We start from the raw sequence: 22,117 nt of genomic DNA on the forward strand, positions 1-22,117 counted from the left end.
CTGGGCCCTTGCCCGCGGCCACCGGACGCCCGCGTTGGCCTCGTTCCCGGCGGCGGCGCCTGGATGCAGGCCGGCATCGATTGGCACCCGCTTCGACACGGCCGTTGCGCCGTGTCACAAAGTGTGTCGCCATCGGGGCCCGCCGGGCCCCGCCCCTCTGAACCCCCTGCACGCCATGAACCTCGCCGAAGCTACCGCCCTCCTGCGCCGCTGGTCGCCGCGGCGCACAAGCCACCGCCCGCTGGGCAGCGCCGCATGGCAACTCGGCGTCGGGGCGCAACTCGAGTCCCTGTTCGACTGGCTGGTGAAGCGGCCGCAGTTCAGCGCCGTGCATGCCTCGCTGCCCCACTCGGCTGCGGCGCTGCCCGCCGCCAGCCGGCCGCACGCTGCGGTGGTCATGGCCTGCGCCGACATCTGCGGCGCGTCGCCCGACGCCGCGATCCAGGTGGCGCTGCTGTCGTCCCTGCTGCATGCCAGCCTGCTGACGGACGACGCTCCCACCGCAGCCGCCGCAACACCCTTCGACGATGACCGCTTCGAACCCGCGCCCTGGCGTGCCCGCCTGGCGCAGACCCTGCTCGGCGTGATCGAGTCGCACAACCCCGGGGATGCCGCGCTGCAGGGCGTCCGCGGGCGACTGCGGCTGGACCACCATGCCACGGTGCTGCAGCCGGCACTTCAGGCCTGGGTGTGGCAGAGCACCACGCCGCTGGCGCGCTTCCGGCTCGACGACGTCGTGGAGCGCAGCGCCTGCATCGGCATCGCGTGCGCCGACATGGTCCTGCACTGCGGCGGCCGTGTCGATGACCCCGGCCTGGGCGTCGCGCTGCGCGTGTTCGCCGGCCGCCTCGGGTCGGTGCTCATCGTCAGCCAGCTGCACGAGCTGCGGCGCGTGCGGGCCCTGCGCCAGCCGGCCCTCACCGCGGTGTGGCAGGCGGAGCACCGCGCCTTTGCCACCGCCTGCCAGCGCGCCGTGTCGGTCCACGCCGATGCCGCGATGCGCTCGGTCGGTGCCCTGCCGATCGGCGCGGACGGGCGGGCCGCGCTGCGCGCGATGGGCGACCGCCTCCGCGGCGAGGCCCTGGCGGCGCTGCGGGTCAACGACGCGGCCCTGATGCCCTTCGCGGCCGGTCCCCGCGTGGCCGGGCAGCGACGCGACATCGTTTCCACGCACCCGGTCACGCGTTCGGGGCTGCAACCGGGCGAGCCCACGCCCCGCGGCAGGGCCTGACGCGCGCCAGCCGCACGCAAAGCCCATCGCCGATGCCAACTCGATCCTCCGGCACGCCGGTTCGGGGACCGAAGGGCCCGACACCCGCACGAACGCCCGGCACGCCCAGGTTCGAGTCCGCCGGGCGCCTGCGGCTGTCGGTGCAGCATGTGGCGACGGTGGCCCCCGGCCCTTCGGTGGCGCCCGTGTTCGCCTGCCCGACCCGAAGCGGCGACATGGCCGCCTGCGTGATCGACCCGCAGCGGGGCGACGCACGCATCTGGCGCTTCGACGCCGACGGCCAGCCGCGCCTGCACCTCACCCTGCCACCGCGGGCTCCGGGCTGGCAAGTGGCGGGCTTCACCTGGCTGGGCTCCGAGGGCTTCGCACTCGCCCATGCGCGCAGCGACGCAGCAGCCGCTGAGCCTGGCGCCCAGGGCCTGATCGTGCAGGGCCATGCGTCCGACGGCAGTCTGCGCTGGGTGCTCGACGACCCGCTGCGCGCGCCCACCGGCCCGGACGACCGGGCTGCACCCTCCGCGGCCCGCGGCCTGCATCGCCCGTGGCCGGGCACACCGGTCCGCATGGCCTACGGGCACGGGCATCTGTGTCTGCACCTGGCCCACCTCGCGCGCTGGCCCGACGGTTCGCTGGTCCAGGGCGGCTTCGCCTGCAGCCTGCGCCTGCCCTCCAGCCGCGGCAACCGCGCGCCGGACGCGGGACCACTGGCCGGCCTGCGGCCCTGGTTCGGCAGCCGCAGTCTCGACCAGCGCTGCAGCTTCGATCCCCATCGCGACAACTTCGTGCTGGCCTCGCTCTCCGACGCGTTCCCGCGCGCGGTGCTGGTGTCGCGCCTGGGCGGCGGGTCGTGGCGGGACCAGGTCCTGCAGTGGCTGCCGGGCGAGCCCGGCGCCAGCGAGGTGGCCGCGGAACTGGGCGGTCTGGTGCCGCTGCGCGAGTCGCTGGCCGTGAGCTTCACGTCGACGGTGGCGGCCCAGCCCGAGAGCCGGGACGTGTTCGTGGGCTTCGTCCTGCCGGACCTGCGCGCCACGCCGCTGGTCGTGAAGGTGACCAGCCACCTGCCGGGCACCTATGCGGTGGCGCCGAAGCTGGCCGCGATGGGACGCCATCTGCTGGTGGCCTGGACCTGCCTGTCGCCCGCCACGGGCGAGGCCGAGCCGATGGTGGCCGTCGTCACGCCGCAGGCGCAGCTGCTGATCGGGCCGCAGGCCTTGCGCGGGCTGGTGCTCGACACGGCCAGCGACTGGTTCACCGACGTGCACGGGGCAGTAAACTGGTTCGCACTCCAGCCCGACGGCCTGCACTGGCTGCGCATGCGCTTCGCACGGGGGCCCTGGCGGCTGGCGGCCACTCACGACACCGCCACGGACACCCGCCGCCACGGCGCGGACGACGCCACTGCCGATGACGACCGAGGAGGAAGACGCCCATGACGCCGCCGCTGTCGGCCGCGGGAGCCGTGCCCGCCGCGTCGTGCTCGCCGAGGACCTGCCCGAACACGTCGCGTCGATCGTCGACCTGTTGCACCGCCTGCGGCCCCACTGGAGCGTGTGCGCCGTCGTGCGCAACGCGGACCAGCTGATGCAGGCCGTCGACGACCATGCGCCGGACCTGCTGATGCTCGACGTGCACCTCATCGGAGGCACCTCCATCGACGCGTTGCAGCGTCTGCCCTATCCGGTGCCGATCGTGTTCGTGTCCGGCGACCCGAGCTTCGCGATCGACGCCTACGAGCACACCGCCGTGGACTACCTGCTCAAGCCCGTGCGGGCGTCGCGCCTGCAGCGTGCGCTGAACCGGGTGGACGCGCTCGACGCCCGGCCCGCGGCGGCGCCTCCGGACACGGCCGGCTGGTTCACGGCGCGAAAGGGCGATGCCACGGTTGTGGTGCATCACGCCGAGGTGGTGTACCTCCAGTCGCAGGTAAAGTTCACGCGCGTGGTGCTGCGCGACGGCGAAGCGCTGATCAAGCGGGGGCTCGGCCTCGTCGAGCAGCAGCTGCCGCCCGCGCGCTTCGTGCGCATCCATCGCGGCACGGTCGTCAACATTGAGCATGCTGGCACCCTGATGCGTGACGACCTCGGGCGGCTGAAGCTCCAGATGCGCGGCCGCACGGAGTGGCTGCATGTCAGCAAGGCGTTCGAGCGCCACTTCAAGAACCCATGAATCCTTCGGCCGGCCCGGTGTGGGTGGACCACCACCTTCTGCTCAACGCGATGAGCGTGTTGCGTCATCGCATGGTTACGGGCGAGGGCGAGCCCGTGGCATTGCTCGACGCGATCAGCGGTTACCTGTCGTCGGGCCTGTATGTCGAGAAACGCGGCTCGGTGGCCCGCGTGTCCTGGCTGCTCGACTGGATCGAATGCCTGGCCGCGGTGCGCGACAGCGTCGACCCGCAGGGGACCACGGTGGACGTGGTCGTGGACCCTGGCGGCGACGACGACCGGTCAGCACACCTGGCCGATGCGGCCGACGTGGCCCGGGCATTGCTGACCGGCCCGCCGGGGCCGGGTGGCGGGCGGCACCTGCAGCTGAACCTGCGCCTTGACGACGACCGCGTGCACTTCCGGGTGTCGGGTGCCGACGCCGGCCTGTCGGCGCGGTGGCAGGCACTGGCGGATGCGCGCCCGCCAGGGGCCGTGCGCGTGGAGCCGTGCCTGACGGCAGGTGCCGTGGCCTGCAGCGCACGGTTGCCCGCGGCCGGCTGACACCGGACGCCTCGCCAAAGGGCCGCGCGGTTGCGCGCTCAGGCGAAGGACTCGACGATGCTGCGGATCTGCCCGAGGCAGGGTCGCAGGCAGGCCACGACGGCCGGGTCGAAGTGGGCGCCCGACTGGGCCTCCACGTGCGCGAGCGAGTCCTCGAAGCTCCAGGCGGCCTTGTAGGGGCGCACCGACGTCAGCGCGTCGAACACATCGGCCACGGCCACGAGGCGGGCCGACAGCGGGATCTGCTCGCCCTGCCGACCCTGGGGATAGCCCCCGCCGTCCCAGCGCTCATGGTGGTTGAGCGCGATCTCGGCACCCAGCCGCAGCGTGGGCGACTGCGAGCGAGACAGCAGGTCGAAGCCGATCTGGCAGTGGGTGCGCATCCGGGCCGTCTCCTCCGGGGTGAGAGGGCCGTCCTTCTTGAGGATGTCGTCAGCGATGGCGATCTTGCCGATGTCGTGCAGTGGCGCGGCATGCAGCAGCATGTCGTTCTGGCGCGCATTGAGGCCGTAGCGCTCGCCCAGGCAGGCCGTGATGTGCGCCATGCGCACCACGTGCTGTGCCGTGTTGCCGTCCTTCAGGGTGGCGACATGGTTGAGCAGTTGCAGTGTGTCGTGCACGCCCCACTCGCCGGCCTCCTCGGCCGCCTGGCCCGGGTTGCCGAAGCCCTGCAACTGGTCGGGCGGCATGGGCGTCCGGGGCCACTTGAGGTCGGGTGGAAACCGACGCGGCAGGCCGCCCGGCAGCGCCGCCGGCAGCGCCAGCGTGGGAGTGGAGAAGTCCAGGAAGCCCATCGTGAGTCCCCGCAGTGGAAGCGACGGGGCGGAGTCTGAAGGGGCCCTGCAGGACTGGCGCGAGGTGGATCGAGGCGCCGATGCACAGCCACGAGGCCGGCGATTCCTTACCCGAGACAAGTTGATCGGGGCATCCGCCGTACCGGCTCCCAGCGGCGTCGCGGGTCCTGCAAGCGATGCGCGGCCCAAGCAGTTCCGGCAAATCGGATGGTAGTTCCGCGAAATTGGCCGTTTGTTCCGTGTTGCGAACTCGCCTGCTGAAGTGAAGACGATTCGGCCCACCAAGGCGATTCCCTTGCGCTGGCACGCCGCCGGCAGGAACCGGCCTCGACGGAGGGCCCCGAGTGAACGTCCATCCCTGTCTTTCCACCATCGACATCGATGACCCTTGGACCACCAATGTGCGCAGCCTGCGCCTGGAAGAACTGGTCGACGCGTCGAGCGCGCCCGGGCGCTGGCCGCCGGGCCTGCCCGGCCCGGTGGCTGGCGAGGCGCGCCTCCTGCCCGAGGCCGCCCGGGTGGTGGCGCACGTCGACAGCCTGTTGACCGCGATCGTGGATCATGACGCGCCGCTTGTCGCGCAGGCCACCCGGAGCCTGGACACGGCTGTCGGTGCCTGCCCGGAACTGGCCGCGCTGGCCGCCCGACGTCTGCGCCGACTGGTGCAGTCGCCCTGCATCGCCGGGCCGCGGCTCGAGCCGGCCCTCACGCCCGCGCTGAAAGCGACGCTGGACACACTGCTCGCGCGACTGGACCACGCCCGCAGCCGGCCGGCCCCGGCGCTGCAGACGGCCGTGGTGCCGGCCCTCGGCGTTGATTCGGCGCGGGAGTTCGCCGACGCACCCGGCCCGCGGCTGAGCGCCCGCGAGCTTCAGGTCGCGCGCCTCGTCTCGCAAGGCATGACCAACAAGCAGATCGCCATCGCGCTGAAGCTGAGCCCGAACACCATCAAGCGGCATCTCGCGCGCATCCTGCGGCGCCTGGGCATGGGCAAGCGTGCCGCACTGGCCAGCTGGTATGCGGTGCAGCCGCGCGCCGGTGAGCTGGCACCGGCAGGTCACGCCGCGGGCGCGCTGGCGCCGCTACCGGCCTTGCGCACATCCATCCCCTACCTGCCGTTGCCTGCCCGCGCCGAGCCGGTGCGCAACGCGTCCCTTCACCCGTGAGGACCCACCATGAACGACAGCCTTGTTGCCGCCGGCACCGACATCGCGCCGGTGCCCCGCCCGTCCCGCGACGCCGGCCCGCGCCGACGCGTCGTCATCGCCGAGGACCAGCCAGAGCAGGCGCGCTGGCTGGCGGAGTCGATCGCCCGACTGCGACCTGACTGGGAGATCTGCGCCACGGTGTCGCGCGTGGATGCGCTGCTCGAAGCGGTGGAAGAGGCGGTGCCGGACCTGCTCGTGCTCGACGTGCACCTCGGCGACGGCTCCTGCATGGACGTCGTGCAGATGCTCCCCTACCCGATCCCGATCGTCTTCACCTCGGGCGATCCCAACCTCGCCATCGACGCCTTCGAGCATGCGGCCGTGGACTACGTGCTCAAGCCGGTGCGCATGCCACGCCTGGCCAAGGCGCTGGCCCGCGTCGACGCGGTGGAAAGCCGCACCGCCGGCCACTCCGCAGACACGGGCGCGCCGGCCTGGATCACCGCCCGCAAGGGCCAGGCCACGGTGATCGTGCGCCTGGCCGACGTGCTTTACATGCAGTCGCAGGCCAAGTACACGCGGGTGGTCCTGCGCGACGGCGAAGCCCTGCTCAAGCGCGGCCTGGGCATGGTCGAGCAGCAACTCGACCCGACGCGATTCCGCCGCATCCACCGCAGCACGGTGATCAACATCGACCACGCCGCCACGCTGGTGCGCGACGACCTCGGCCGCATGAAGCTGCAGATGCACGGCCGCCCGGACTGGCTGTTCATCAGCAAGCCGTTCGAGGGCATCTTCAAGTCGCACTGAGCCGCCTCGAGGCGGCATGGCAAGTACCTGGCCCAGAACGACGAAGCCCGCTCGAGGCGGGCTTCCTGGGTGCGCAAGGGCACCGGCGATTGGTTGCGGGGGCAAGATTTGAACTTGCGACCTTTGGGTTATGAGCCCAACGAGCTACCAGGCTGCTCCACCCCGCGTCAGAACCGTGAATTCTAGCAGAGCCTTGCGGCTCTTCGAGGCTTACTCGGTGGTCTCGGCCTTGGCTTCTTCGGCAACGGGCTCGGGACGATCCACCAGCTCGACGAAGGCCATCGGCGCGTTGTCGCCGACGCGGAAGCCCATCTTCAGGATGCGGGTGTAGCCGCCCGGGCGCGCCTTGTAACGCGGGCCGAGTTCGCCGAACAGCTTGGCCACCACGTCGCGGTCGCGCGTGCGGTCGAAGGCCAGGCGCTTGTTGGCCAGCGTGGGCTCCTTGCCCAGCGTGATCAGCGGCTCCACGGCCATGCGCAGTTCCTTGGCCTTGGGTAGCGTGGTCTTGATCGCCTCGTGGGTGATCAGCGAATTGCACATGTTGCGCAGCATCGCCAGGCGATGGCTGCTGGTGCGGTTGAGTTTGCGGAGTCCTTGACGGTGACGCATGGTGCTTTGCTCTCTTTATCGAACCCCGGCCGTGTCAGGTACCGGGGGTTGCACAGGGGCCGAACCCTCGGGCGCCGAAGGCGCCTCGGGGTGGCCGGTTAACGCTTGTCCAGGCCCTGGGGCGGCCAGTTCTCCAGGCGCGCGCCGAGGGTGAGCCCGCGCGATGCCAGCACTTCCTTGATCTCGTTGAGGCTCTTGCGGCCGAGGTTCGGCGTCTTCAGCAGTTCGGTCTCGGTGCGCTGGATCAGGTCGCCGATGTAGTAGATGTTCTCGGCCTTCAGGCAGTTGGCCGAACGCACGGTGAGCTCGAGCTCGTCGACCGGGCGCAGCAGGATCGGGTCGAACTGCGAGCTGCGCGTGGCCACCGGCTGGTCGAAGGCGGCGAGATCGCTGCCCTCGAGCTGGGCGAACACCGCCAGCTGCTCCACCAGGATCTTGGCCGAGGCGCGGATCGCCTCCTCGGGGCTGATGGCGCCGTTGGTCTCGATCTCCATCACGAGCTTGTCGAGGTCGGTGCGCTGCTCGACGCGGGCGTTCTCCACCGCGTAGCTGACGCGCTTGACGGGCGCGAACGACGCGTCCAGCACGATGCGGCCGATGCTCTTGGTGGGCTCGTCGCCGAAGCGGCGCAGGTTGCCCGGCACGTAGCCGCGGCCCTTCTCCACCTTGATCTGCATGTCGAGCTTGCCGCCCTGCGCCAGGTGAGCGATGACGTGCTGCGGGTTGATGATCTCCACGTCGTGCGGCGTCTGGATGTCGCCGGCGGTGACCGGGCCTTCGCCTTCCTTGCGCAGGACCAGCGTAACCTCGTCGCGGTTGTGCAGACGGAACACCACGCCCTTGAGGTTGAGCATGATGTGGACGACGTCTTCCTGCACGCCGTCGATCGTCGAGTACTCGTGCAGCACGCCGGCGATGGTGACCTCCGTCGGCGCGTAGCCGACCATCGAGCTCAGCAGCACGCGACGCAGCGCGTTGCCGAGGGTGTGGCCGTAGCCGCGCTCGAAAGGCTCGAGCGTGGCCTTGGCGCGATGGCCGCCGAGCGGCTCGACGTTGATGGACTTGGGCTTCAGCAGATTGGTTTGCATGAGTTCTCTTGTTCCTCTCAATACCCTCGGCTCGTTACACCGATAAGGCTGATGGACCACGCCGGGCTGTTGATGGATGCCCCACGCCCGGCAGGCGGAGCAAACGCGGACGGGAACGCGGCGGCGCCGCGGGCCCAGTTACCTCGAATAGAGTTCGACGATCAGCGACTCGTTGATCTCGGCGCCGAACTCGTCACGGTCCGGGGCCTTGGTGAAGACGCCTTCGAGCTTGCTCGCGTCGACCTTCACCCAGGCGGGCATGCCCACCGACTCGGCCAGCTTCACGGCGTCCTGGACGCGCAGCTGCTTCTTGGCCTTCTCGCGCACGGCGACCACGTCGCCCACCTTGACCGAGTAGGACGGGATGTTGACCACGTTGCCGTTGACCGTGATGCCCTGGTGCGACACCAGCTGGCGCGCCTCGGCGCGCGTGCTGCCGAAGCCCATGCGGTAGACGACGTTGTCCAGGCGCGATTCGAGCAGCAGCAGCAGCGTGGTGCCGGTGTTGCCCTTGCGGCGCTCGGCCTCGGCGAAGTAGCGGCGGAACTGGCGCTCCAGCACGCCGTACATGCGCTTGACCTTCTGCTTCTCGCGCAGCTGCAGGCCGAAGTCGCTGGTGCGCGAGCCGCTGGTGCGGCCGTGCTGGCCGGGCTTGGATTCGAACTTGGCCTTGTCGCTGATGGCGCGGCGAGCGCTCTTCAGGAACAGGTCGGTGCCTTCACGGCGGGAGAGTTTGGCCTTGGGGCCGAGGTAACGTGCCACGTTGCTTTCCTTCAGTCTTGCTGACGCGACCTTCGTGTCGCGCGAGTCCGGCGGATGTTGTTGTGGATGCTCGGACGGTGGTCTTCAAAACGCCAATGCCGGCAAGGCACGAAGCCCCGCCGGCATGGCACGAAATCGCTCAGATGCGGCGGCGCTTCTGCGGACGGCAGCCGTTGTGCGGCACCGGCGTCACGTCGGAGATCGAGTTGATGCGGATGCCCAGCGACGCCAGCGCACGCACGCTGGACTCGCGGCCGGGGCCGGGGCCCTTGATCCGCACGTCCAGGTTCTTGATGCCCTGTTCCTGCGCGGCACGGCCGGCGTTCTCGGCGGCCACCTGGGCGGCGAAGGGCGTGCTCTTGCGCGAGCCCTTGAAACCCTGGCCACCGGAGGACGCCCACGACAGCGCGCCGCCCTGGCGGTCGGTGATCGTGATGATGGTGTTGTTGAACGACGCGTGCACGTGCGCGATGCCGTCGGTCACGTTCTTGCGGACCTTCTTGCTGACGCGGCGTGCGGCGGTGTTGGGCTGTGCCTTGGTGGCCATGAGCTCGTTCCTTCGTTTCCGATTACTTCTTCAGCGCGGCGGCGGACTTGCGCGGGCCCTTGCGGGTGCGCGCATTGGTCTTGGTGCGCTGGCCGCGGACCGGCAGGCCGCGACGATGGCGCATGCCGCGGTAGCAGCCGAGGTCCATCAGGCGCTTGATGTTGATCGACATCTCGCGGCGCAGGTCGCCCTCGATCGTCATCTTGCCGATCTCGTCGCGGATCTTTTCGAGGTCGCCGTCGGTCAGATCCTTGATCTTCTTGCTGTAGGCGATGCCCGCAGCGTCGCAGATCTTCTGCGCGGTCGTACGGCCGATGCCGTAGATGTGCGTCAGACCGATCTCGGTGTGCTTGTGCGGCGGAATGTTGATGCCGGCAATGCGTGCCATGTTTCTTCCTTCGAATCAGCCTTGACGCTGCTTGTGGCGCGGGTCGGTGCAGATCACGCGCACAACGCCGTTGCGACGGATGATCTTGCAGTTGCGGCACATCTTCTTGACCGATGCGGCGACTTTCATCTTGCTCTCCTTGATCCTCGTTCCGTGCCTTACTTGGCCCGGAACACGATTCGTGCCCTGGACAGGTCGTAGGGCGTCAATTCAACAGTGACCTTGTCCCCCGGAAGGATGCGGATGTAGTGCATGCGCATCTTGCCGGAGATGTGCCCCAGGACCACGTGGCCGTTCTCCAGCTTCACGCGGAATGTGGCGTTGGGGAGGTTCTCCAGGATCTCCCCCTGCATCTGGATGACATCGTCCTTTGCCATCGCTTCAGGTTGTCTTGAAATTGGCCTTCTTGAGAAGCGACTCGTACTGCTGGCTCATCACGTAGCTCTGGACCTGGGCCCAGAAATCCATGGTGACGACCACGATGATCAGCAGCGACGTGCCGCCGAAGTAGAACGGGACGTTCCACTTCAGGACCAGGAACTCGGGAAGCAGGCACACCGCGGTGATGTACACGGCACCGGCCAGCGTCAGGCGGCCCAGGATGCGGTCGATGTACTTGGCCGTCTGGTCGCCGGGGCGGATGCCGGGAATGAACGCACCGCTCTTCTTCAGGTTGTCGGCCGTCTCGCGGCTGTTGAAGACGAGCGCGGTGTAGAAGAAGCAGAAGAAGACGATCATCGCCGCGTACAGCAGCACGTAGATCGGCTGGCCGGGCGACAGCGCGCCGGACAGGTCCTTCAGCCAGCGCATGCCTTCGCCGGTGGCGAACCAGCCCACCGCCGTGGCCGGCAGCAGGATGATCGACGACGCGAAGATCGGCGGGATCACGCCGCTCATGTTGAGCTTGAGCGGCAGGTGCGAGCTCTGGCCACCGTAGACCTTGTTGCCCACCTGCCGCTTGGCGTAGTTGACGAGGATCTTGCGCTGGCCGCGCTCCACGAACACCACGGCGAAGGTCACCAGGCCCACCAGGGCGATGATGAACATGCAGGCAATGATGCTCATCGCGCCGGTACGCACCAGTTCGAACAGGCCGGCGATCGCGCTCGGCAGGCCCGCGGCGATGCCCGCGAAGATGATGATCGAGATGCCGTTGCCCAGGCCGCGTTCGGTGATCTGCTCGCCCAGCCACATCAGGAACATCGTGCCCGACACCAGGCTGACCACGGCCGTGAAGCGGAAGCCGACGCCCGGGTTGAGCACCAGGCCGGCCGAGCCTTCCAGGGCGATGGCGATGCCCAGCGACTGGAAGATCGCCAGCAGCAGCGTGCCGTAGCGCGTGTACTGCGTGATCTTGCGCCGGCCGGCTTCGCCTTCCTTCTTGATCGCCTCGAGCGAAGGCACCACGTAGGTCATCAGCTGCATGATGATCGACGCGGAGATGTAGGGCATGATGCCCAGCGCCAGCACGGAGAAGCGCGACAGCGCGCCACCGCTGAACATGTTGAACAGGTTCAGAATGCCGCCGCCCTGGCTCTTGAAGAGCTCGGCCATCTGCCCCGGGTCGATGCCGGGCACGGGGATGTGCGTCCCCAGCCGGTAGACCACGAGGGCGAGCAGCAGGAAGACGAGCCTGCGCCGCAGGTCGCCGAACTTGCCGCTCTTGGCGAGGGTGGAGGCGTTGGTGGCCAACTTGCGCCTTACTCGGAGATGCTGCCGCCGGCGGCCTCGATGGCAGCCTTGGCACCCGCCGTTGCGCCGATGCCCTTGAGCACGACCTTGGCGGTGAGTTCACCGGTCTTGATGACCTTGACCGTCTTGATCAGGTCGCCCACCAGGCCGGCCTGCTTCAGGGCGAGCACGTCCACTTCGGGCAGCGCCAGGGCCTGCAGGTCGGCCAGCGTGATCTGGCCGGCGTACTTCAGCGACTGCGACTTGAAGCCACGCTTGGGCAGGCGACGCTGCATCGGCATCTGGCCGCCTTCGAAGCCCACCTTGTGATAGCCACCGGCACGGCTCTTCTGGCCCTTGTGGCCGCGACCCGCGGTCTTGCCCAGGCCGGAGCCGATGCCTCGGCCGACGCGGCGGCGGCCCTTCTTGGAGCCGTCTGCCGGCTTGATGGTGTTGAGTTGCATCACAGCACCTTCACCAGGTACGAGACCTTGTTGATCATGCCGCGGACGGCGGCGGTGTCCTCGAGCGTGCGCGTGCTGTTGAGCTTGCGCAGGCCCAGGCCGCGCACCGTGTCGCGGTGCGACTGCATCGTGCCGGCCACGCTGCGGACCAGCTTGACGGTCACGGTTTTCTTGTCAGCCATGTTTGTGCTCCAGCGGCGCTCAGTTGAAGATGTCTTCGACCGACTTGCCGCGCTTGGCCGCCACTTCGGCCGGCGTGTTGCAGCGCGACAGGGCGTCGAGCGTGGCGCGCACCATGTTGTAGGGGTTGGTCGAGCCGTGGCTCTTGGCGACGATGTCCTTGACGCCCATCACCTCGAACACGGCGCGCATCGGGCCGCCGGCGATGATGCCGTCGCCGGGCTTGGCCGGGGCCATCAGCACCTTGGCCGCGCCGTGGACGCCTTCCACCTTGTGGTGGATCGTGCCGTCCTTGAGGGCGACCTTCTTCATGTTGCGGCGGGCGGCTTCCATGGCCTTCTGCACCGCCACGGGCACTTCCTTGGCCTTGCCCTTGCCCATGCCGATGCGGCCGTCGCCGTCGCCCACGACCGTCAGGGCCGCGAAGCTCAGCGTGCGGCCGCCCTTGACGACCTTGGTGACGCGGTTGACCGCGATCATCTTTTCCTTCAGGCCGTCGTCGCGGCCTTCGTCCTGCACGCGCGGTTGAAACTTAGCCATCGCTTGGATTCCTCTGTCTTCGCGTGATCAGAACTTGAGGCCGGCCTCGCGGGCCGCCTCCGCCAGTGCCTTGACTCGCCCGTGGTAGGCATAGCCACCGCGGTCGAAAGCCACGGTCTCGACGCCGGCCGCCTTGGCCTTCTCGGCGATGCGCTTGCCGACGATCGCGGCCGCGGCGGCATTGCCGCCCTTGCCTTCCGCTCCCATGGACTCGCGCACTTCCTTCTCGGCCGTCGAGGCCGAGGCCAGCACGCGGGCACCGTCGTCGGAGATCACGCTGGCGTAGATGTGCAGGTTGCTGCGGAACACCGTCAGACGTGCGACACGCTGCTGGGCGATGCGCACGCGGGTCTGGCGCGAGCGGCGCAGACGCTGGTCGTTCTTGTTCAGTGACATGGTCGGCCTCTGATGTGTCCGTTACTTCTTCTTGGTCTCTTTCAAGACCACGCGCTCGCCGGAGTAGCGGATGCCCTTGCCCTTGTAGGGCTCGGGCGGCCGCACGGCGCGCACTTCCGCGGCGATCTGGCCCACCACCTGGCGGTCAGCGCCCTTGATGTTGATTTCGGTCTGGGTCGGGCACTCGACCTTCACGCCGGCGGGCATGTCCATCACCACCGGGTGCGAGAAGCCCACCTGCAGGTTGAGCTTGGTGCCTTGCGCCTGGGCCCTGAAGCCCACGCCCACCAGCGACAGCTTCTTCTCGAAGCCCTTGCTCACGCCGTTGACCATGTTGGCCACCAGCGCACGCATCGTGCCGCTCATGGCGTCGGCCTCGGCGCTGTCGTTGTTGGCGGCAAACGTCAGCTTGCCCGACTCGTTCTTGACCGTGACCAGCGGGTGCACGGGCCGCTTGAGCGTGCCCTGGGCGCCCTTGACGCTGATCTCGCTGGCCGACACCGCCACGTCCACGCCTTGCGGGAGGGCGATCGGCATCTTTCCTACGCGCGACATCGCTCGATCCTCCTTAGGCCACGTAGCACAGCACTTCGCCGCCGATACCGGCAGCGCGCGCCTTGCGGTCGGTCATCACGCCTTTGGGCGTGGTGACGATCGCCACACCCAGGCCGTTCATGACCTGCGGGATGTCGTGGCGGCCACGGTAGATGCGCAGGCCGGGACGGCTGACGCGCTCGATGCGCTCGATCACGGGCCGGCCGGCGTAGTACTTCAGCGCGATCTCGAGCTCGGCCTTGGCGCCGCCCTTGATCGCGTAGTCCTCGATGTAGCCCTCGTCCTTCAGCACCTGGGCGATCGCCACCTTGAGCTTGGACGACGGCATCGTGACGGCCGTCTTGTCCACGCTCTGGGCATTGCGAATGCGCGTCAGCATGTCGGCGATCGGATCACTCATGCTCATTTGAATTGCTCCTTGCGCCTGGGCTTACCAGCTGGCCTTGACGACACCGGGGATGTCGCCACGGAAGGCGAGCTCGCGGATCTTGCTGCGGGCCAGGCCGAACTTGCGGAACGTGCCGCGCGGGCGACCGGTCTGCTCGCAGCGGTTGCGCTGGCGCGTCGGGTAGGCATTGCGCGGCAGGGACTGCAGCGCCAGACGGGCGGCGTAGCGCTCTTCGTCAGGCTTCTTGGCGTCGTTGGCGGTCGCCTTCAGCTCGGCGTACTTCTTGGCGTACTTGGCTGCCAGCTGCTCGCGCTTGAGCTCGCGCTGGATGAGGGAGAGTTTGGCCATGAGCGTGCCTCAGTTCTTGAACGGGAAGCGGAAGGCCTGCAGGAGCGCCTTGCACTCGTCGTCGGTCTTCGCGCTGGTCGTGATGCTGATGTTCATGCCCCGCACCGCGTCGACCTTGTCGTAGTCGATCTCGGGGAAGATGATCTGCTCTTTCACGCCGATGTTGTAGTTGCCGCGCCCGTCGAACGACCGGCCGGAGATGCCGCGGAAGTCGCGCACGCGCGGCAGGGCCACGGTGACGAAGCGGTCCAGGAACTCGTACATGCGGGCGCCGCGCAGCGTGACCATCGTGCCGATGGCCACGTTCTCGCGGATCTTGAAGCCGGCGATGGCCTTGCGGCTCTTGGTGACCACGGGCTTCTGGCCGGCGATCTTGGTGAGGTCGCCGACGGCGTTGTCCATCACCTTCTTGTCGGAGACCGCCTCGCTCACGCCCATGTTGAGCGTGATCTTCTGCAGGCGGGGCACCTGCATGGTGGACTTGTAGCCGAACTTCTTCATGAGGTCCGGAACGATCTTCTCGCGGTAGATCGCCTGCAGGCGCGCCGGTGCGGCGGGCGCGGAGGCGGCAGCTTGTTTCTTGGCCATGGTGCTTACGCCTTGATCTCTTCGCCGCTGGACTTGAAGACGCGGAAACGCTCGGGCTTGCCATCGCTGCCCGTACGCACCTTGACGCCCACGCGGTCGGCCTTGCCGGTCTTGGGGTTGAAGATCGCCACGTTGGACTGGTCGATCGGCATCGTCTTGTCGATCACGCCGCCGGTGGTGCCCTTCATTGGGTTCGGCTTGACGTGCTTCTTGACGACATTGACGCCTTCCACCACCAGATGGGAGTCGTCGACGCGGCGGGTCACGGTGCCGCGCTTGCCCTTGTCGCGGCCGGTCGTCACGATGACCTGGTCGCCCTTGCGGAGTTTGTTCATGGTCAGAGCACCTCGGGAGCGAGGGAAACGATCTTCATGAAGCGCTCGGTGCGCAGCTCGCGCGTCACCGGGCCGAAGATGCGGGTGCCGATCGGCTCGAGCTTGGCGTTAAGCAGCACGGCGGCATTGCCGTCGAACTTCACCAGCGAGCCGTCGTTGCGGCGCACGCCCTTGGCGGTACGGACCACCACGGCGTTGTAGACCTCGCCCTTCTTCACGCGCCCGCGAGGGGCGGCTTCCTTGATCGAGACCTTGATCACGTCGCCGATGCCGGCATAGCGACGCTTGGAGCCGCCGAGCACCTTGATGCACATGACGGTCTTCGCGCCAGTGTTGTCCGCGACGTCGAGTCGCGATTGCATTTGGATCATTTGTTGTCCCCAACTTGCACGCCCGCGAAGGCGGCAGTCTTGGGCCCGTGGTGTGGGCTGAAGGCCCTGCCGGAATGACCTGAGACATTGCAACAGGCCGCCCCGAAAAGGCGAAGCGCGAATTGTAGCTGAATTCCGGGCGCCCTTGCAAGGCGCCCGGCGACGCGGGAATCAGGCCTTGAGGGCCTGGGCCTGCTTGAGCAGGGTGTCGGCGTCGCTGACCTCGAACTTGCCGGGGCCCTCGACGTTGAGCGACTTGACCACGCCGTCGACGACGAGCATGGAGTAGCGGTTGCTGCGGACGCCCATGCCGCGGCCGGTCAGGTCCAGCGTCAGGCCGACCGCCTTGGCGAAGTCGGCGCTGCCATCAGCCATCATGCGCACCTTGCCGGCGGTCTTCTGGTCACGGCCCCAGGCGCCCATCACGAAGGCGTCGTTGACCGACACGCACCAGATCTCGTCCACGCCGGCGGCCTTGAGGGCCTCGGCCTTCTCGACGTAGCCGGGCACGTGCTTGGCCGAGCAGGTCGGGGTGTACGCGCCGGGCAGCGCGAACAGGGCGATGGTCTTGCCGGCCGTCAGCGCGGCCAGGTCGAACGTGTTGGGGCCGACCGAGCAGCCGTTGCCCTCGACCTCGATGAACTCCTGCAGCTTGCCCGCGGGCAGCTTGTCGCCGACTTGGATCATGTGCGTCTCCTGCATGGTTAAGTGACAACGGCCGGTCGCCAGTGTCCCAGCGTTCCGGCCGTCGCGCGGACGGGGAAGGCGACAGCCCTCAGACGAGCTTGGCCTTTTCCACCAGGCGCGTCACGACCCAGGACTTGGTCTTGGAGATCGGACGGCTCTCGGTGATCTCGACCACGTCGCCCATCTTGTACTCGCCCTTCTCGTCGTGAGCGTGGTACTTGCTCGAGCGGGCCACGATCTTGCCGTAGAGCTCGTGCATGACACGGCGCTCGACCAGCACGGTCACGGTCTTGGAGCGCTTGTCGCTGACGACCTTGCCGACGAAAGTGCGGACGACCTTGCCTTCGGCGTGGGTCGCGGGATTGGCGGCGGTGCTCACTTGGCGGCCTCCTTCTTCTTCTGCGCCAGGATGGTCTTGGCCCGAGCGATGTCGCGGCGGGTCTTGCCCAGCTGGGAGTGATTGGTCAGCTGCTGGGTGGCCTTCTGCATGCGCAGGCCGAAATGGGCCTTGAGCAGATCGGTCACTTCCTTCTCGAGCGCGGGAACGTCCTTGGCGCGCAGTTCGGATGCTTTCATGGCTTGTCTTCCTTAGGCACCGACCTGGCGGGCGACGAAGGTGCACGACAGCGGCAGCTTGGCAGCCGCCAGCGTGAACGCCTCGCGCGCCAGCTGCTCGGGAACGCCGTTGATTTCGTACAGCACCTTGCCCGGCACGATCTCGGCCACCCAGTACTCCGGGTTGCCCTTGCCGTTGCCCATGCGGACCTCGGCCGGCTTCTGGCTGATCGGCTTGTCGGGGAAGATGCGGATGAAGATGCGGCCACCGCGCTTGATGTGGCGCGAGATGGCACGACGGGCCGCCTCGATCTGGCGGGCGGTCAGGCGACCACGCTCGGTGGCCTTGAGGCCGAAGTCGCCGAAGGACACGTTGGCGCCGCGCGTGGCAACGCCCGTGTTGCGGCCCTTCTGTTCCTTGCGGTACTTGCGGCGATTGGGTTGCAGCATGTTGTTTTCTCCTTAGGCGCCGGTCGCAGGCGTGGGCGCCTTGCGAACGCGCTTGACCGCGGGCTTGGCCGCGTCGGCGGCTCCCGCTTCGGCCGGCTTGTCGCTGCCGTCCACCGGGGCACCGGCGCTGCGCGGCGCGCGGCCGGTACGGCCGGCCGGGGCGCCACGGTCGCCCGCCGGGCGGTCGCCACGCGGGCCGCGACGCGGGCCGCGACGGTCGTCGTCGCCTTCCGGCTTGGTCGCGACGGGGGCCTCGCCCACGCCGAGACGGTCACCGCGGTAGACCCACACCTTGACGCCGATGACGCCGTAGGTGGTCTTGGCCTCGGAGAAGCCGTAGTCGATGTCGGCCTTGAGGGTGTGAAGCGGCACGCGGCCTTCGCGGTACCACTCGCAACGCGCGATCTCGATGCCGTTGAGGCGGCCCGACGACATGATCTTGATGCCCTGCGCGCCCAGGCGCATCGCGTTCTGCATCGCGCGCTTCATCGCGCGGCGGAACATGATGCGCTTCTCGAGCTGCTGGGTGATGCTGTCGGCGATCAGCTGGGCATCGACTTCCGGCTTGCGGATCTCTTCGATGTTCACCGCCACCGGCACGCCCAGGCGCCTGGACAGTTCGGCCTTCAGGTTCTCGATGTCCTCGCCCTTCTTGCCGATCACCACGCCCGGACGCGCCGAGAAGATGGTGATGCGGGCGTTCTTGGCCGGACGCTCGATCAGGATGCGCGACACCGCGGCGTTCTTGAGCTTGGTCTTCAGGTAGTCGCGAACCTGCAGGTCTTCGGCCAGCATCGTGGCGAAGTTGCGGTTGGACGCGAACCAGCGCGATGCCCAGGCACGCGTGACGGGCAGGCGGAAGCCGGTCGGATGGATCTTCTGTCCCATGGTCTTCCTTCAGTTCCCGACGGTGACGTAGATGTGGCAGGTCGGCTTGCTGATGCGGTTGCCGCGGCCCTTGGCCCGGGCGCTGAAGCGCTTGAGCGTGGTGCCCTGCTCGACGTAGATCGTCTTGACCTTCAGCTCGTCGATGTCGGCGCCGTCGTTGTGCTCCGCATTGGCGATGGCGCTGTCCAGCGCCTTGAGCACGATGCCGGCGGCCTTCTTCGGCGTGAACTTCAGGATGTTGCGGGCCTGATCCACCTTCTTGCCGCGGATCAGGTCGGCCACCAGGCGCCCCTTGTCGACAGACAGGCGCACGCCGCGAACGATTGCTTGCGTTTCCATGTTCGTGGCCATCCTTTACTTCTTCGCTGCCTTCTTGTCGGCCGGGTGGCCCTTGAAGGTCCGGGTGAGCGCGAACTCGCCCAGCTTGTGGCCGACCATCTGGTCGGTCACGTACACGGGCACGTGCTGCTTGCCGTTGTGCACCGCGATCGTCAGGCCGATGAACTCGGGCAGGATCGTGGAGCGCCGCGACCAGGTCTTGATCGGCTTCTTGTCCTTGATGGCAGCCGCCTTCTCGACCTTGGCCTGAAGGTGCCGGTCGACGAACGGGCCTTTCTTGAGGGAACGGGTCATGTCGTCGGCCTCTTACTTCTTGCGACGCGAGACGATGAACGTCTGCGTGCGCTTGTTGTTGCGGGTGCGGTAGCCCTTGGTCATCGTGTTCCACGGCGACACCGGCACCTGGCCCTCGCCGGTGCGGCCTTCGCCGCCGCCGTGCGGGTGGTCCACCGGGTTCATGGCCACGCCACGCACCGTCGGGCGGATGCCCAGCCAGCGCTTGGCACCGGCCTTGCCGTACTGGCGCAGGCTGTGCTCCTCGTTGCTGCACTCGCCGATCGTGGCGCGGCAGTCGATGTGCACGCGGCGCACTTCGCCCGAGCGCAGACGCAGCTGCGCGTAGGTGCCTTCACGCGCCATCAGCGTCACCGAGGTGCCGGCCGAGCGGGCGATCTGGGCGCCCTTGCCCGGCAGCATCTCGACGGCGTGGATGATCGAGCCGACCGGGATGTTGCGGATGGGCAGCGTGTTGCCGGCCTTGATGGGGGCCTCGGAACCGCTGATCACCGTCGAGCCGACCTCCAGGCCGCGCGGGGCGATGATGTAGCGGCGCTCACCGTCGGCGTAGCACAGCAGCGCGATGTGGGCGGTGCGGTTCGGGTCGTACTCGATGCGCTCGACCTTCGCCGGGATGCCGTCCTTGTTGCGCTTGAAGTCGACGACGCGGTAGTGGTGCTTGTGGCCACCACCCTTGTGACGCATCGTGATGTGGCCGTTGTTGTTGCGGCCGGCGTTCTGGATCTGCGGCTCGAGCAGCGAGGCTTCGGGCTTGCCCTTGTGCAGGTGCTTGTGCACCACCTTCACCACGGCGCGACGGCCGGGCGACGTGGGCTTGACCTTGATGACAGCCATTTAAGCGGCCTCCCCGGAGAAGTTCAGCTCGTGACCCTTCTTGAGGGACACGTAGGCCTTCTTGATGTGGTCGCGGCGGCCGACGGAACGGCCGAAGCGCTTTTCCTTGCCGCGCTGGTTGACGGTGCGGACCGCGTCGACCTCGACCTTGAACATCAGCTCGACGGCCGCCTTGATCTCGGGCTTGGTCGCGTCGCGCAGCACCTTGAACAGCACCTGGTTGTGCTTCTCGGCCACCGAAGTCGCCTTCTCGGAGACGATCGGCTCGACGAGCACCTGGGCCAGGCGGCCCTGGTCGAATTTCTTGGTGGCGCTCATGCGAACATCTCCTTGAGCTGCTCGATCGCGCCCTTGGTCACCAGCACCTTCTTGTAGAAGACCAGCGACAGCGGATCGGCGTAGCGAGGCTCGACCACCAGCACGTTGGCCAGGTTGCGCGAGGCCAGCAGCAGGTTCTCGTCGACCTGGTCGGCGATCACCATCACCGACTCCAGGCCCATGGCCTTGAACTTCTGGGCAAGCAGCTTGGTCTTGGGAGCCTCGACCTTGATCGAGTCCACGACGGCCAGCCGACCGTCGCGCGCGAGCTGCGACAGGATCGACGCCATGCCGGCGCGGTACATCTTCTTGTTGATCTTCTGGCTGAAGTTCTCGTCCGGACGGTTCGGGAAGATCCGACCACCCCCGCGCCACAGCGGCGACGAGGTCATGCCGGCGCGCGCGCGGCCGGTGCCCTTCTGGCGGAAGGGCTTCTTGGTCGAGTGCTTCACCTCGCCACGGTCGAGCTGGGCACGGGTGCCCTGGCGCGCGTTGGCCTGGAAGGCCACGACGACCTGGTGCACCAGCGCCTCGTTGTAGTCACGCGCGAACACGGTGTCCGGAGCGTCGACCTTGGACGTGGCCTGGCCTTGTTCGTTCAGGAGCTCGAGCTGCATCACTGGGCTCCCTTCTTGGCCTTGGCCTTGACGGCCGGCCGCACGGTGACGAAGCCGTTCTTCGAGCCCGGAACCGCGCCCTTGACGAGCAGCAGCGAGCGGGCCTCGTCGACACGCACGACGTCGAGGTTCTGGGTGGTGACGGTCTCGTCGCCCATCTGGCCGGACATCTTCTTGCCCGGGAACACGCGGCCCGGGTCCTGCGCCATGGAGATCGAGCCCGGCACGTTGTGCGAACGGCTGTTGCCGTGCGACGCGCGCTGCGAGCTGAAGTTGTGGCGCTTGATGGTGCCGGCGAAGCCCTTGCCGATCGAGGTGCCCTGCACGTCGACCATCTGGCCGGCGGCGAACAGGGTCACGGGGACAGTGGCACCGGCCTGGTACTGGCCCGCCACGTCGGCAGCGACGCGGAACTCACGGACGATCTCGCCCGCCTCGACACCCGCCTTGGCGAGGTGCCCGGCCTGGGGCTTGCTGACGCGGGACGCCTTGCGCGTGCCGAACGCCACTTGCAGGGCGTTGTAGCCGTCGGTGGCTTCGGTCTTGACCTGGGTGACGCGATTGTTGGACACGTCCAGCACCGTCACGGGCACGGCGTCGCCGTCGTCCGTGAAGATGCGCATCATGCCCACCTTGCGCCCCAGCAAACCGAGACGGTTGCTCAGACTCATGTTTTCTCCAATGCCCGACATCGATTGGCCAGGCTGATGAGTTTGGCGGCGCGCCCATCAGGAACGCGCCGCCGGGAAAGCCGCGGATTCTACTGCAGCTTGATCTCGACGTCCACGCCGGCCGGCAGGTCCAGCTTCATCAGGGCGTCGACCGTCTTGTCGGTCGGGTCGACGATGTCCATCAGGCGCTGGTGGGTGCGGATCTCGAACTGGTCGCGGCTGGTCTTGTTGACGTGCGGCGAACGCAGGATGTCGAACCGCTGCATGCGGGTCGGCAGGGGCACGGGGCCTTTGACGATCGCGCCGGTGCGCTTGGCGGTATCGACGATCTCGATGGCCGACTGGTCGATCAGCTTGTAGTCGAACGCCTTGAGGCGGATGCGGATCTTCTGTTTCTGCATGGTCCGCTCCTTATTCCATGATCTTGGCGACGACGCCGGCGCCGACGGTGCGGCCGCCTTCGCGGATCGCGAAGCGCAGGCCCTCTTCCATCGCGATCGGCGCGATCAGCTTGACCGTGATGCTGACGTTGTCGCCAGG

General features: G+C 68.0%; 38 protein-coding genes and 1 tRNA gene. 6 read left to right on the plus strand and 33 right to left on the minus strand.

What is annotated here, in order from left to right; translation table 11 throughout:
* The first annotated feature begins 175 nt into the window (after positions 1 to 175).
* The 4 genes from AC2EAQ_RS09625 (at position 176) to AC2EAQ_RS09640 (ending at position 3,939) form a co-directional block, all read left to right on the plus strand.
* Positions 176 to 1,231 carry a hypothetical protein gene (locus AC2EAQ_RS09625; RefSeq protein WP_484642661.1) on the plus strand — a complete coding sequence of 352 codons (1,056 nt, stop codon included), beginning with the start codon at positions 176 to 178 and terminating at the stop codon, positions 1,229 to 1,231.
* 158 nt (positions 1,232 to 1,389) lie between these two features.
* On the plus strand, positions 1,390 to 2,664 hold the full coding sequence (locus AC2EAQ_RS09630; protein WP_484642663.1) for a hypothetical protein: 1,275 nt from the start codon (positions 1,390 to 1,392) through the stop codon (positions 2,662 to 2,664).
* A complete protein-coding gene (locus tag AC2EAQ_RS09635) occupies positions 2,636 to 3,397 on the plus strand; it encodes a LytR/AlgR family response regulator transcription factor (protein ID WP_484642665.1) in 762 nt (253 codons plus the stop codon). The genes AC2EAQ_RS09630 and AC2EAQ_RS09635 overlap by 29 nt, the downstream gene beginning before the upstream one ends.
* Complete coding sequence (locus tag AC2EAQ_RS09640; protein WP_484642667.1) at positions 3,394 to 3,939, plus strand: hypothetical protein; 546 nt, start codon at positions 3,394 to 3,396, stop codon at positions 3,937 to 3,939. Before AC2EAQ_RS09635 ends, AC2EAQ_RS09640 begins: the two co-directional genes overlap by 4 nt.
* A 38-nt stretch (positions 3,940 to 3,977) precedes the next feature.
* Here the strand turns inward: AC2EAQ_RS09640 and AC2EAQ_RS09645 are convergent, their stop codons facing one another.
* Positions 3,978 to 4,733: an HD-GYP domain-containing protein gene (locus AC2EAQ_RS09645; protein ID WP_484642673.1), complete on the minus strand. Its 756-nt coding sequence runs from the start codon at positions 4,731 to 4,733 to the stop codon at positions 3,978 to 3,980.
* Between the two features lie 344 nt (positions 4,734 to 5,077).
* Between AC2EAQ_RS09645 and AC2EAQ_RS09650 the strand changes: the two genes are divergently transcribed.
* Both AC2EAQ_RS09650 and AC2EAQ_RS09655 read left to right on the plus strand, forming a co-directional pair.
* The gene (locus AC2EAQ_RS09650) at positions 5,078 to 5,899 is read left to right on the plus strand and encodes a helix-turn-helix transcriptional regulator (RefSeq protein ID WP_484642676.1); all 822 of its coding nucleotides are present in this window, start codon (positions 5,078 to 5,080) and stop codon (positions 5,897 to 5,899) included.
* Positions 5,900 to 5,908: 9 nt separating this feature from the next.
* Entirely contained in the window at positions 5,909 to 6,691 is a 783-nt protein-coding gene (locus AC2EAQ_RS09655) for a LytR/AlgR family response regulator transcription factor (RefSeq protein ID WP_484642681.1), read from the plus strand.
* A 90-nt stretch (positions 6,692 to 6,781) separates the two neighbouring features.
* Here the strand turns inward: AC2EAQ_RS09655 and AC2EAQ_RS09660 are convergent.
* The 32 genes from AC2EAQ_RS09660 to AC2EAQ_RS09815 all read right to left on the minus strand — a co-directional run.
* Positions 6,782 to 6,858, minus strand: a tRNA-Met gene (locus AC2EAQ_RS09660).
* Positions 6,859 to 6,901: 43 nt separating this feature from the next.
* Entirely contained in the window at positions 6,902 to 7,300 is a 399-nt protein-coding gene (gene rplQ / locus AC2EAQ_RS09665; protein WP_484642684.1) for a 50S ribosomal protein L17, read from the minus strand.
* Between the two features lie 98 nt (positions 7,301 to 7,398).
* Positions 7,399 to 8,388 (minus strand): DNA-directed RNA polymerase subunit alpha, encoded by a 990-nt coding sequence (locus tag AC2EAQ_RS09670; protein ID WP_484642687.1) that lies wholly within the window; start codon positions 8,386 to 8,388, stop codon positions 7,399 to 7,401.
* 138 nt (positions 8,389 to 8,526) lie between these two features.
* Positions 8,527 to 9,150, minus strand: coding sequence for a 30S ribosomal protein S4 (gene rpsD, locus AC2EAQ_RS09675; RefSeq protein ID WP_484642689.1), 624 nt, complete (start codon positions 9,148 to 9,150; stop codon positions 8,527 to 8,529).
* A 139-nt stretch (positions 9,151 to 9,289) separates the two neighbouring features.
* Positions 9,290 to 9,697, minus strand: a complete 408-nt coding sequence (gene rpsK / locus AC2EAQ_RS09680; protein WP_484642692.1) for a 30S ribosomal protein S11 — start codon at positions 9,695 to 9,697, stop codon at positions 9,290 to 9,292.
* Positions 9,698 to 9,719: 22 nt separating this feature from the next.
* On the minus strand, positions 9,720 to 10,085 hold the full coding sequence (gene rpsM, locus AC2EAQ_RS09685; protein ID WP_484642694.1) for a 30S ribosomal protein S13: 366 nt from the start codon (positions 10,083 to 10,085) through the stop codon (positions 9,720 to 9,722).
* A gap of 15 nt (positions 10,086 to 10,100) precedes the next feature.
* Positions 10,101 to 10,214: a 50S ribosomal protein L36 gene (rpmJ, locus tag AC2EAQ_RS09690; RefSeq protein WP_028997278.1), complete on the minus strand. Its 114-nt coding sequence runs from the start codon at positions 10,212 to 10,214 to the stop codon at positions 10,101 to 10,103.
* A 29-nt stretch (positions 10,215 to 10,243) separates the two neighbouring features.
* Complete coding sequence (infA, locus tag AC2EAQ_RS09695) at positions 10,244 to 10,462, minus strand: translation initiation factor IF-1 (protein ID WP_009855680.1); 219 nt, start codon at positions 10,460 to 10,462, stop codon at positions 10,244 to 10,246.
* Positions 10,463 to 10,466: 4 nt separating this feature from the next.
* Complete coding sequence (gene secY, locus AC2EAQ_RS09700; RefSeq protein WP_484642699.1) at positions 10,467 to 11,777, minus strand: preprotein translocase subunit SecY; 1,311 nt, start codon at positions 11,775 to 11,777, stop codon at positions 10,467 to 10,469.
* A gap of 8 nt (positions 11,778 to 11,785) precedes the next feature.
* Positions 11,786 to 12,220, minus strand: coding sequence for a 50S ribosomal protein L15 (gene rplO / locus AC2EAQ_RS09705; RefSeq protein WP_484642702.1), 435 nt, complete (start codon positions 12,218 to 12,220; stop codon positions 11,786 to 11,788).
* Positions 12,220 to 12,402, minus strand: a complete 183-nt coding sequence (rpmD, locus tag AC2EAQ_RS09710) for a 50S ribosomal protein L30 (protein ID WP_484642706.1) — start codon at positions 12,400 to 12,402, stop codon at positions 12,220 to 12,222. Before rpmD ends, rplO begins: the two co-directional genes overlap by 1 nt.
* A 19-nt stretch (positions 12,403 to 12,421) precedes the next feature.
* Positions 12,422 to 12,940, minus strand: a complete 519-nt coding sequence (gene rpsE, locus AC2EAQ_RS09715) for a 30S ribosomal protein S5 (RefSeq protein ID WP_484642708.1) — start codon at positions 12,938 to 12,940, stop codon at positions 12,422 to 12,424.
* A gap of 27 nt (positions 12,941 to 12,967) precedes the next feature.
* A complete protein-coding gene (gene rplR, locus AC2EAQ_RS09720) occupies positions 12,968 to 13,336 on the minus strand; it encodes a 50S ribosomal protein L18 (RefSeq protein ID WP_484642710.1) in 369 nt (122 codons plus the stop codon).
* A 21-nt stretch (positions 13,337 to 13,357) separates the two neighbouring features.
* Entirely contained in the window at positions 13,358 to 13,891 is a 534-nt protein-coding gene (gene rplF / locus AC2EAQ_RS09725) for a 50S ribosomal protein L6 (protein WP_484642712.1), read from the minus strand.
* 13 nt (positions 13,892 to 13,904) lie between these two features.
* Positions 13,905 to 14,297: a 30S ribosomal protein S8 gene (gene rpsH, locus AC2EAQ_RS09730; protein ID WP_484642714.1), complete on the minus strand. Its 393-nt coding sequence runs from the start codon at positions 14,295 to 14,297 to the stop codon at positions 13,905 to 13,907.
* A gap of 24 nt (positions 14,298 to 14,321) precedes the next feature.
* Entirely contained in the window at positions 14,322 to 14,627 is a 306-nt protein-coding gene (gene rpsN / locus AC2EAQ_RS09735) for a 30S ribosomal protein S14 (RefSeq protein ID WP_484642716.1), read from the minus strand.
* Between the two features lie 9 nt (positions 14,628 to 14,636).
* Positions 14,637 to 15,215 (minus strand): 50S ribosomal protein L5, encoded by a 579-nt coding sequence (gene rplE, locus AC2EAQ_RS09740; protein WP_484642718.1) that lies wholly within the window; start codon positions 15,213 to 15,215, stop codon positions 14,637 to 14,639.
* Positions 15,216 to 15,220: 5 nt separating this feature from the next.
* Complete coding sequence (rplX, locus tag AC2EAQ_RS09745) at positions 15,221 to 15,550, minus strand: 50S ribosomal protein L24 (RefSeq protein ID WP_484642719.1); 330 nt, start codon at positions 15,548 to 15,550, stop codon at positions 15,221 to 15,223.
* A 2-nt stretch (positions 15,551 to 15,552) separates the two neighbouring features.
* The gene (gene rplN / locus AC2EAQ_RS09750; protein ID WP_484642721.1) at positions 15,553 to 15,921 is read right to left on the minus strand and encodes a 50S ribosomal protein L14; all 369 of its coding nucleotides are present in this window, start codon (positions 15,919 to 15,921) and stop codon (positions 15,553 to 15,555) included.
* A 171-nt stretch (positions 15,922 to 16,092) separates the two neighbouring features.
* On the minus strand, positions 16,093 to 16,608 hold the full coding sequence (locus AC2EAQ_RS09755) for a peroxiredoxin (RefSeq protein ID WP_484642723.1): 516 nt from the start codon (positions 16,606 to 16,608) through the stop codon (positions 16,093 to 16,095).
* Between the two features lie 88 nt (positions 16,609 to 16,696).
* Positions 16,697 to 16,987, minus strand: coding sequence for a 30S ribosomal protein S17 (gene rpsQ, locus AC2EAQ_RS09760; protein ID WP_484642726.1), 291 nt, complete (start codon positions 16,985 to 16,987; stop codon positions 16,697 to 16,699).
* Positions 16,984 to 17,184, minus strand: coding sequence for a 50S ribosomal protein L29 (gene rpmC / locus AC2EAQ_RS09765; RefSeq protein ID WP_484642728.1), 201 nt, complete (start codon positions 17,182 to 17,184; stop codon positions 16,984 to 16,986). Before rpmC ends, rpsQ begins: the two co-directional genes overlap by 4 nt.
* A gap of 12 nt (positions 17,185 to 17,196) precedes the next feature.
* The gene (gene rplP, locus AC2EAQ_RS09770; RefSeq protein ID WP_484642730.1) at positions 17,197 to 17,613 is read right to left on the minus strand and encodes a 50S ribosomal protein L16; all 417 of its coding nucleotides are present in this window, start codon (positions 17,611 to 17,613) and stop codon (positions 17,197 to 17,199) included.
* A 12-nt stretch (positions 17,614 to 17,625) separates the two neighbouring features.
* Positions 17,626 to 18,501 carry a 30S ribosomal protein S3 gene (gene rpsC, locus AC2EAQ_RS09775; protein WP_484642732.1) on the minus strand — a complete coding sequence of 292 codons (876 nt, stop codon included), beginning with the start codon at positions 18,499 to 18,501 and terminating at the stop codon, positions 17,626 to 17,628.
* Between the two features lie 9 nt (positions 18,502 to 18,510).
* Positions 18,511 to 18,840, minus strand: coding sequence for a 50S ribosomal protein L22 (rplV, locus tag AC2EAQ_RS09780; RefSeq protein WP_484642734.1), 330 nt, complete (start codon positions 18,838 to 18,840; stop codon positions 18,511 to 18,513).
* 15 nt (positions 18,841 to 18,855) lie between these two features.
* Complete coding sequence (gene rpsS, locus AC2EAQ_RS09785) at positions 18,856 to 19,134, minus strand: 30S ribosomal protein S19 (RefSeq protein WP_484642736.1); 279 nt, start codon at positions 19,132 to 19,134, stop codon at positions 18,856 to 18,858.
* Positions 19,135 to 19,146: 12 nt separating this feature from the next.
* Entirely contained in the window at positions 19,147 to 19,971 is an 825-nt protein-coding gene (gene rplB, locus AC2EAQ_RS09790) for a 50S ribosomal protein L2 (RefSeq protein ID WP_484642738.1), read from the minus strand.
* Positions 19,972 to 20,289 (minus strand): 50S ribosomal protein L23, encoded by a 318-nt coding sequence (gene rplW / locus AC2EAQ_RS09795; protein ID WP_484642740.1) that lies wholly within the window; start codon positions 20,287 to 20,289, stop codon positions 19,972 to 19,974.
* Positions 20,286 to 20,906, minus strand: a complete 621-nt coding sequence (gene rplD / locus AC2EAQ_RS09800) for a 50S ribosomal protein L4 (protein WP_484642742.1) — start codon at positions 20,904 to 20,906, stop codon at positions 20,286 to 20,288. The genes rplW and rplD overlap by 4 nt, the downstream gene beginning before the upstream one ends.
* Positions 20,906 to 21,577 (minus strand): 50S ribosomal protein L3, encoded by a 672-nt coding sequence (rplC, locus tag AC2EAQ_RS09805; RefSeq protein WP_484642745.1) that lies wholly within the window; start codon positions 21,575 to 21,577, stop codon positions 20,906 to 20,908. The genes rplD and rplC overlap by 1 nt, the downstream gene beginning before the upstream one ends.
* 89 nt (positions 21,578 to 21,666) lie before the next feature.
* The gene (gene rpsJ, locus AC2EAQ_RS09810; protein ID WP_484642748.1) at positions 21,667 to 21,978 is read right to left on the minus strand and encodes a 30S ribosomal protein S10; all 312 of its coding nucleotides are present in this window, start codon (positions 21,976 to 21,978) and stop codon (positions 21,667 to 21,669) included.
* Between the two features lie 10 nt (positions 21,979 to 21,988).
* The coding region (locus AC2EAQ_RS09815; protein WP_484642797.1) for an EF-Tu C-terminal domain-related protein at positions 21,989 to 22,117 on the minus strand (129 nt) is incomplete at its 5' end.

The sequence above is a fragment of the Aquabacterium sp. T101 genome (assembly GCF_057219775.1).

Excerpts from the sequence above, each read along its gene's own strand:
- AC2EAQ_RS09625 (WP_484642661.1), top strand. The coding sequence starts at position 176 with ATGAACCTCGCCGAAGCTACCGCCCTCCTGCGCCGCTGGTCGCCGCGG.
- AC2EAQ_RS09635 (WP_484642665.1), top strand. The coding sequence starts at position 2,636 with ATGACGACCGAGGAGGAAGACGCCCATGACGCCGCCGCTGTCGGCCGC.
- AC2EAQ_RS09640 (WP_484642667.1), top strand. The coding sequence starts at position 3,394 with ATGAATCCTTCGGCCGGCCCGGTGTGGGTGGACCACCACCTTCTGCTC.
- AC2EAQ_RS09645 (WP_484642673.1), bottom strand. The coding sequence starts at position 4,733 with ATGGGCTTCCTGGACTTCTCCACTCCCACGCTGGCGCTGCCGGCGGCG.
- AC2EAQ_RS09655 (WP_484642681.1), top strand. The coding sequence starts at position 5,909 with ATGAACGACAGCCTTGTTGCCGCCGGCACCGACATCGCGCCGGTGCCC.
- rplQ (WP_484642684.1), bottom strand. The coding sequence starts at position 7,300 with ATGCGTCACCGTCAAGGACTCCGCAAACTCAACCGCACCAGCAGCCAT.
- AC2EAQ_RS09670 (WP_484642687.1), bottom strand. The coding sequence starts at position 8,388 with ATGCAAACCAATCTGCTGAAGCCCAAGTCCATCAACGTCGAGCCGCTC.
- rpsK (WP_484642692.1), bottom strand. The coding sequence starts at position 9,697 with ATGGCCACCAAGGCACAGCCCAACACCGCCGCACGCCGCGTCAGCAAG.
- rpsM (WP_484642694.1), bottom strand. The coding sequence starts at position 10,085 with ATGGCACGCATTGCCGGCATCAACATTCCGCCGCACAAGCACACCGAG.
- rpmJ (WP_028997278.1), bottom strand. The coding sequence starts at position 10,214 with ATGAAAGTCGCCGCATCGGTCAAGAAGATGTGCCGCAACTGCAAGATC.
- infA (WP_009855680.1), bottom strand. The coding sequence starts at position 10,462 with ATGGCAAAGGACGATGTCATCCAGATGCAGGGGGAGATCCTGGAGAAC.
- rplO (WP_484642702.1), bottom strand. The coding sequence starts at position 12,220 with ATGCAACTCAACACCATCAAGCCGGCAGACGGCTCCAAGAAGGGCCGC.
- rpmD (WP_484642706.1), bottom strand. The coding sequence starts at position 12,402 with ATGGCTGACAAGAAAACCGTGACCGTCAAGCTGGTCCGCAGCGTGGCC.
- rpsE (WP_484642708.1), bottom strand. The coding sequence starts at position 12,940 with ATGGCTAAGTTTCAACCGCGCGTGCAGGACGAAGGCCGCGACGACGGC.
- rplR (WP_484642710.1), bottom strand. The coding sequence starts at position 13,336 with ATGTCACTGAACAAGAACGACCAGCGTCTGCGCCGCTCGCGCCAGACC.
- rplF (WP_484642712.1), bottom strand. The coding sequence starts at position 13,891 with ATGTCGCGCGTAGGAAAGATGCCGATCGCCCTCCCGCAAGGCGTGGAC.
- rpsH (WP_484642714.1), bottom strand. The coding sequence starts at position 14,297 with ATGAGCATGAGTGATCCGATCGCCGACATGCTGACGCGCATTCGCAAT.
- rpsN (WP_484642716.1), bottom strand. The coding sequence starts at position 14,627 with ATGGCCAAACTCTCCCTCATCCAGCGCGAGCTCAAGCGCGAGCAGCTG.
- rplE (WP_484642718.1), bottom strand. The coding sequence starts at position 15,215 with ATGGCCAAGAAACAAGCTGCCGCCTCCGCGCCCGCCGCACCGGCGCGC.
- rplX (WP_484642719.1), bottom strand. The coding sequence starts at position 15,550 with ATGAACAAACTCCGCAAGGGCGACCAGGTCATCGTGACGACCGGCCGC.
- rplN (WP_484642721.1), bottom strand. The coding sequence starts at position 15,921 with ATGATCCAAATGCAATCGCGACTCGACGTCGCGGACAACACTGGCGCG.
- AC2EAQ_RS09755 (WP_484642723.1), bottom strand. The coding sequence starts at position 16,608 with ATGATCCAAGTCGGCGACAAGCTGCCCGCGGGCAAGCTGCAGGAGTTC.
- rpmC (WP_484642728.1), bottom strand. The coding sequence starts at position 17,184 with ATGAAAGCATCCGAACTGCGCGCCAAGGACGTTCCCGCGCTCGAGAAG.
- rplP (WP_484642730.1), bottom strand. The coding sequence starts at position 17,613 with ATGCTGCAACCCAATCGCCGCAAGTACCGCAAGGAACAGAAGGGCCGC.
- rpsC (WP_484642732.1), bottom strand. The coding sequence starts at position 18,501 with ATGGGACAGAAGATCCATCCGACCGGCTTCCGCCTGCCCGTCACGCGT.
- rplV (WP_484642734.1), bottom strand. The coding sequence starts at position 18,840 with ATGGAAACGCAAGCAATCGTTCGCGGCGTGCGCCTGTCTGTCGACAAG.
- rpsS (WP_484642736.1), bottom strand. The coding sequence starts at position 19,134 with ATGACCCGTTCCCTCAAGAAAGGCCCGTTCGTCGACCGGCACCTTCAG.
- rplB (WP_484642738.1), bottom strand. The coding sequence starts at position 19,971 with ATGGCTGTCATCAAGGTCAAGCCCACGTCGCCCGGCCGTCGCGCCGTG.
- rplW (WP_484642740.1), bottom strand. The coding sequence starts at position 20,289 with ATGAGCGCCACCAAGAAATTCGACCAGGGCCGCCTGGCCCAGGTGCTC.
- rplD (WP_484642742.1), bottom strand. The coding sequence starts at position 20,906 with ATGCAGCTCGAGCTCCTGAACGAACAAGGCCAGGCCACGTCCAAGGTC.
- rplC (WP_484642745.1), bottom strand. The coding sequence starts at position 21,577 with ATGAGTCTGAGCAACCGTCTCGGTTTGCTGGGGCGCAAGGTGGGCATG.
- rpsJ (WP_484642748.1), bottom strand. The coding sequence starts at position 21,978 with ATGCAGAAACAGAAGATCCGCATCCGCCTCAAGGCGTTCGACTACAAG.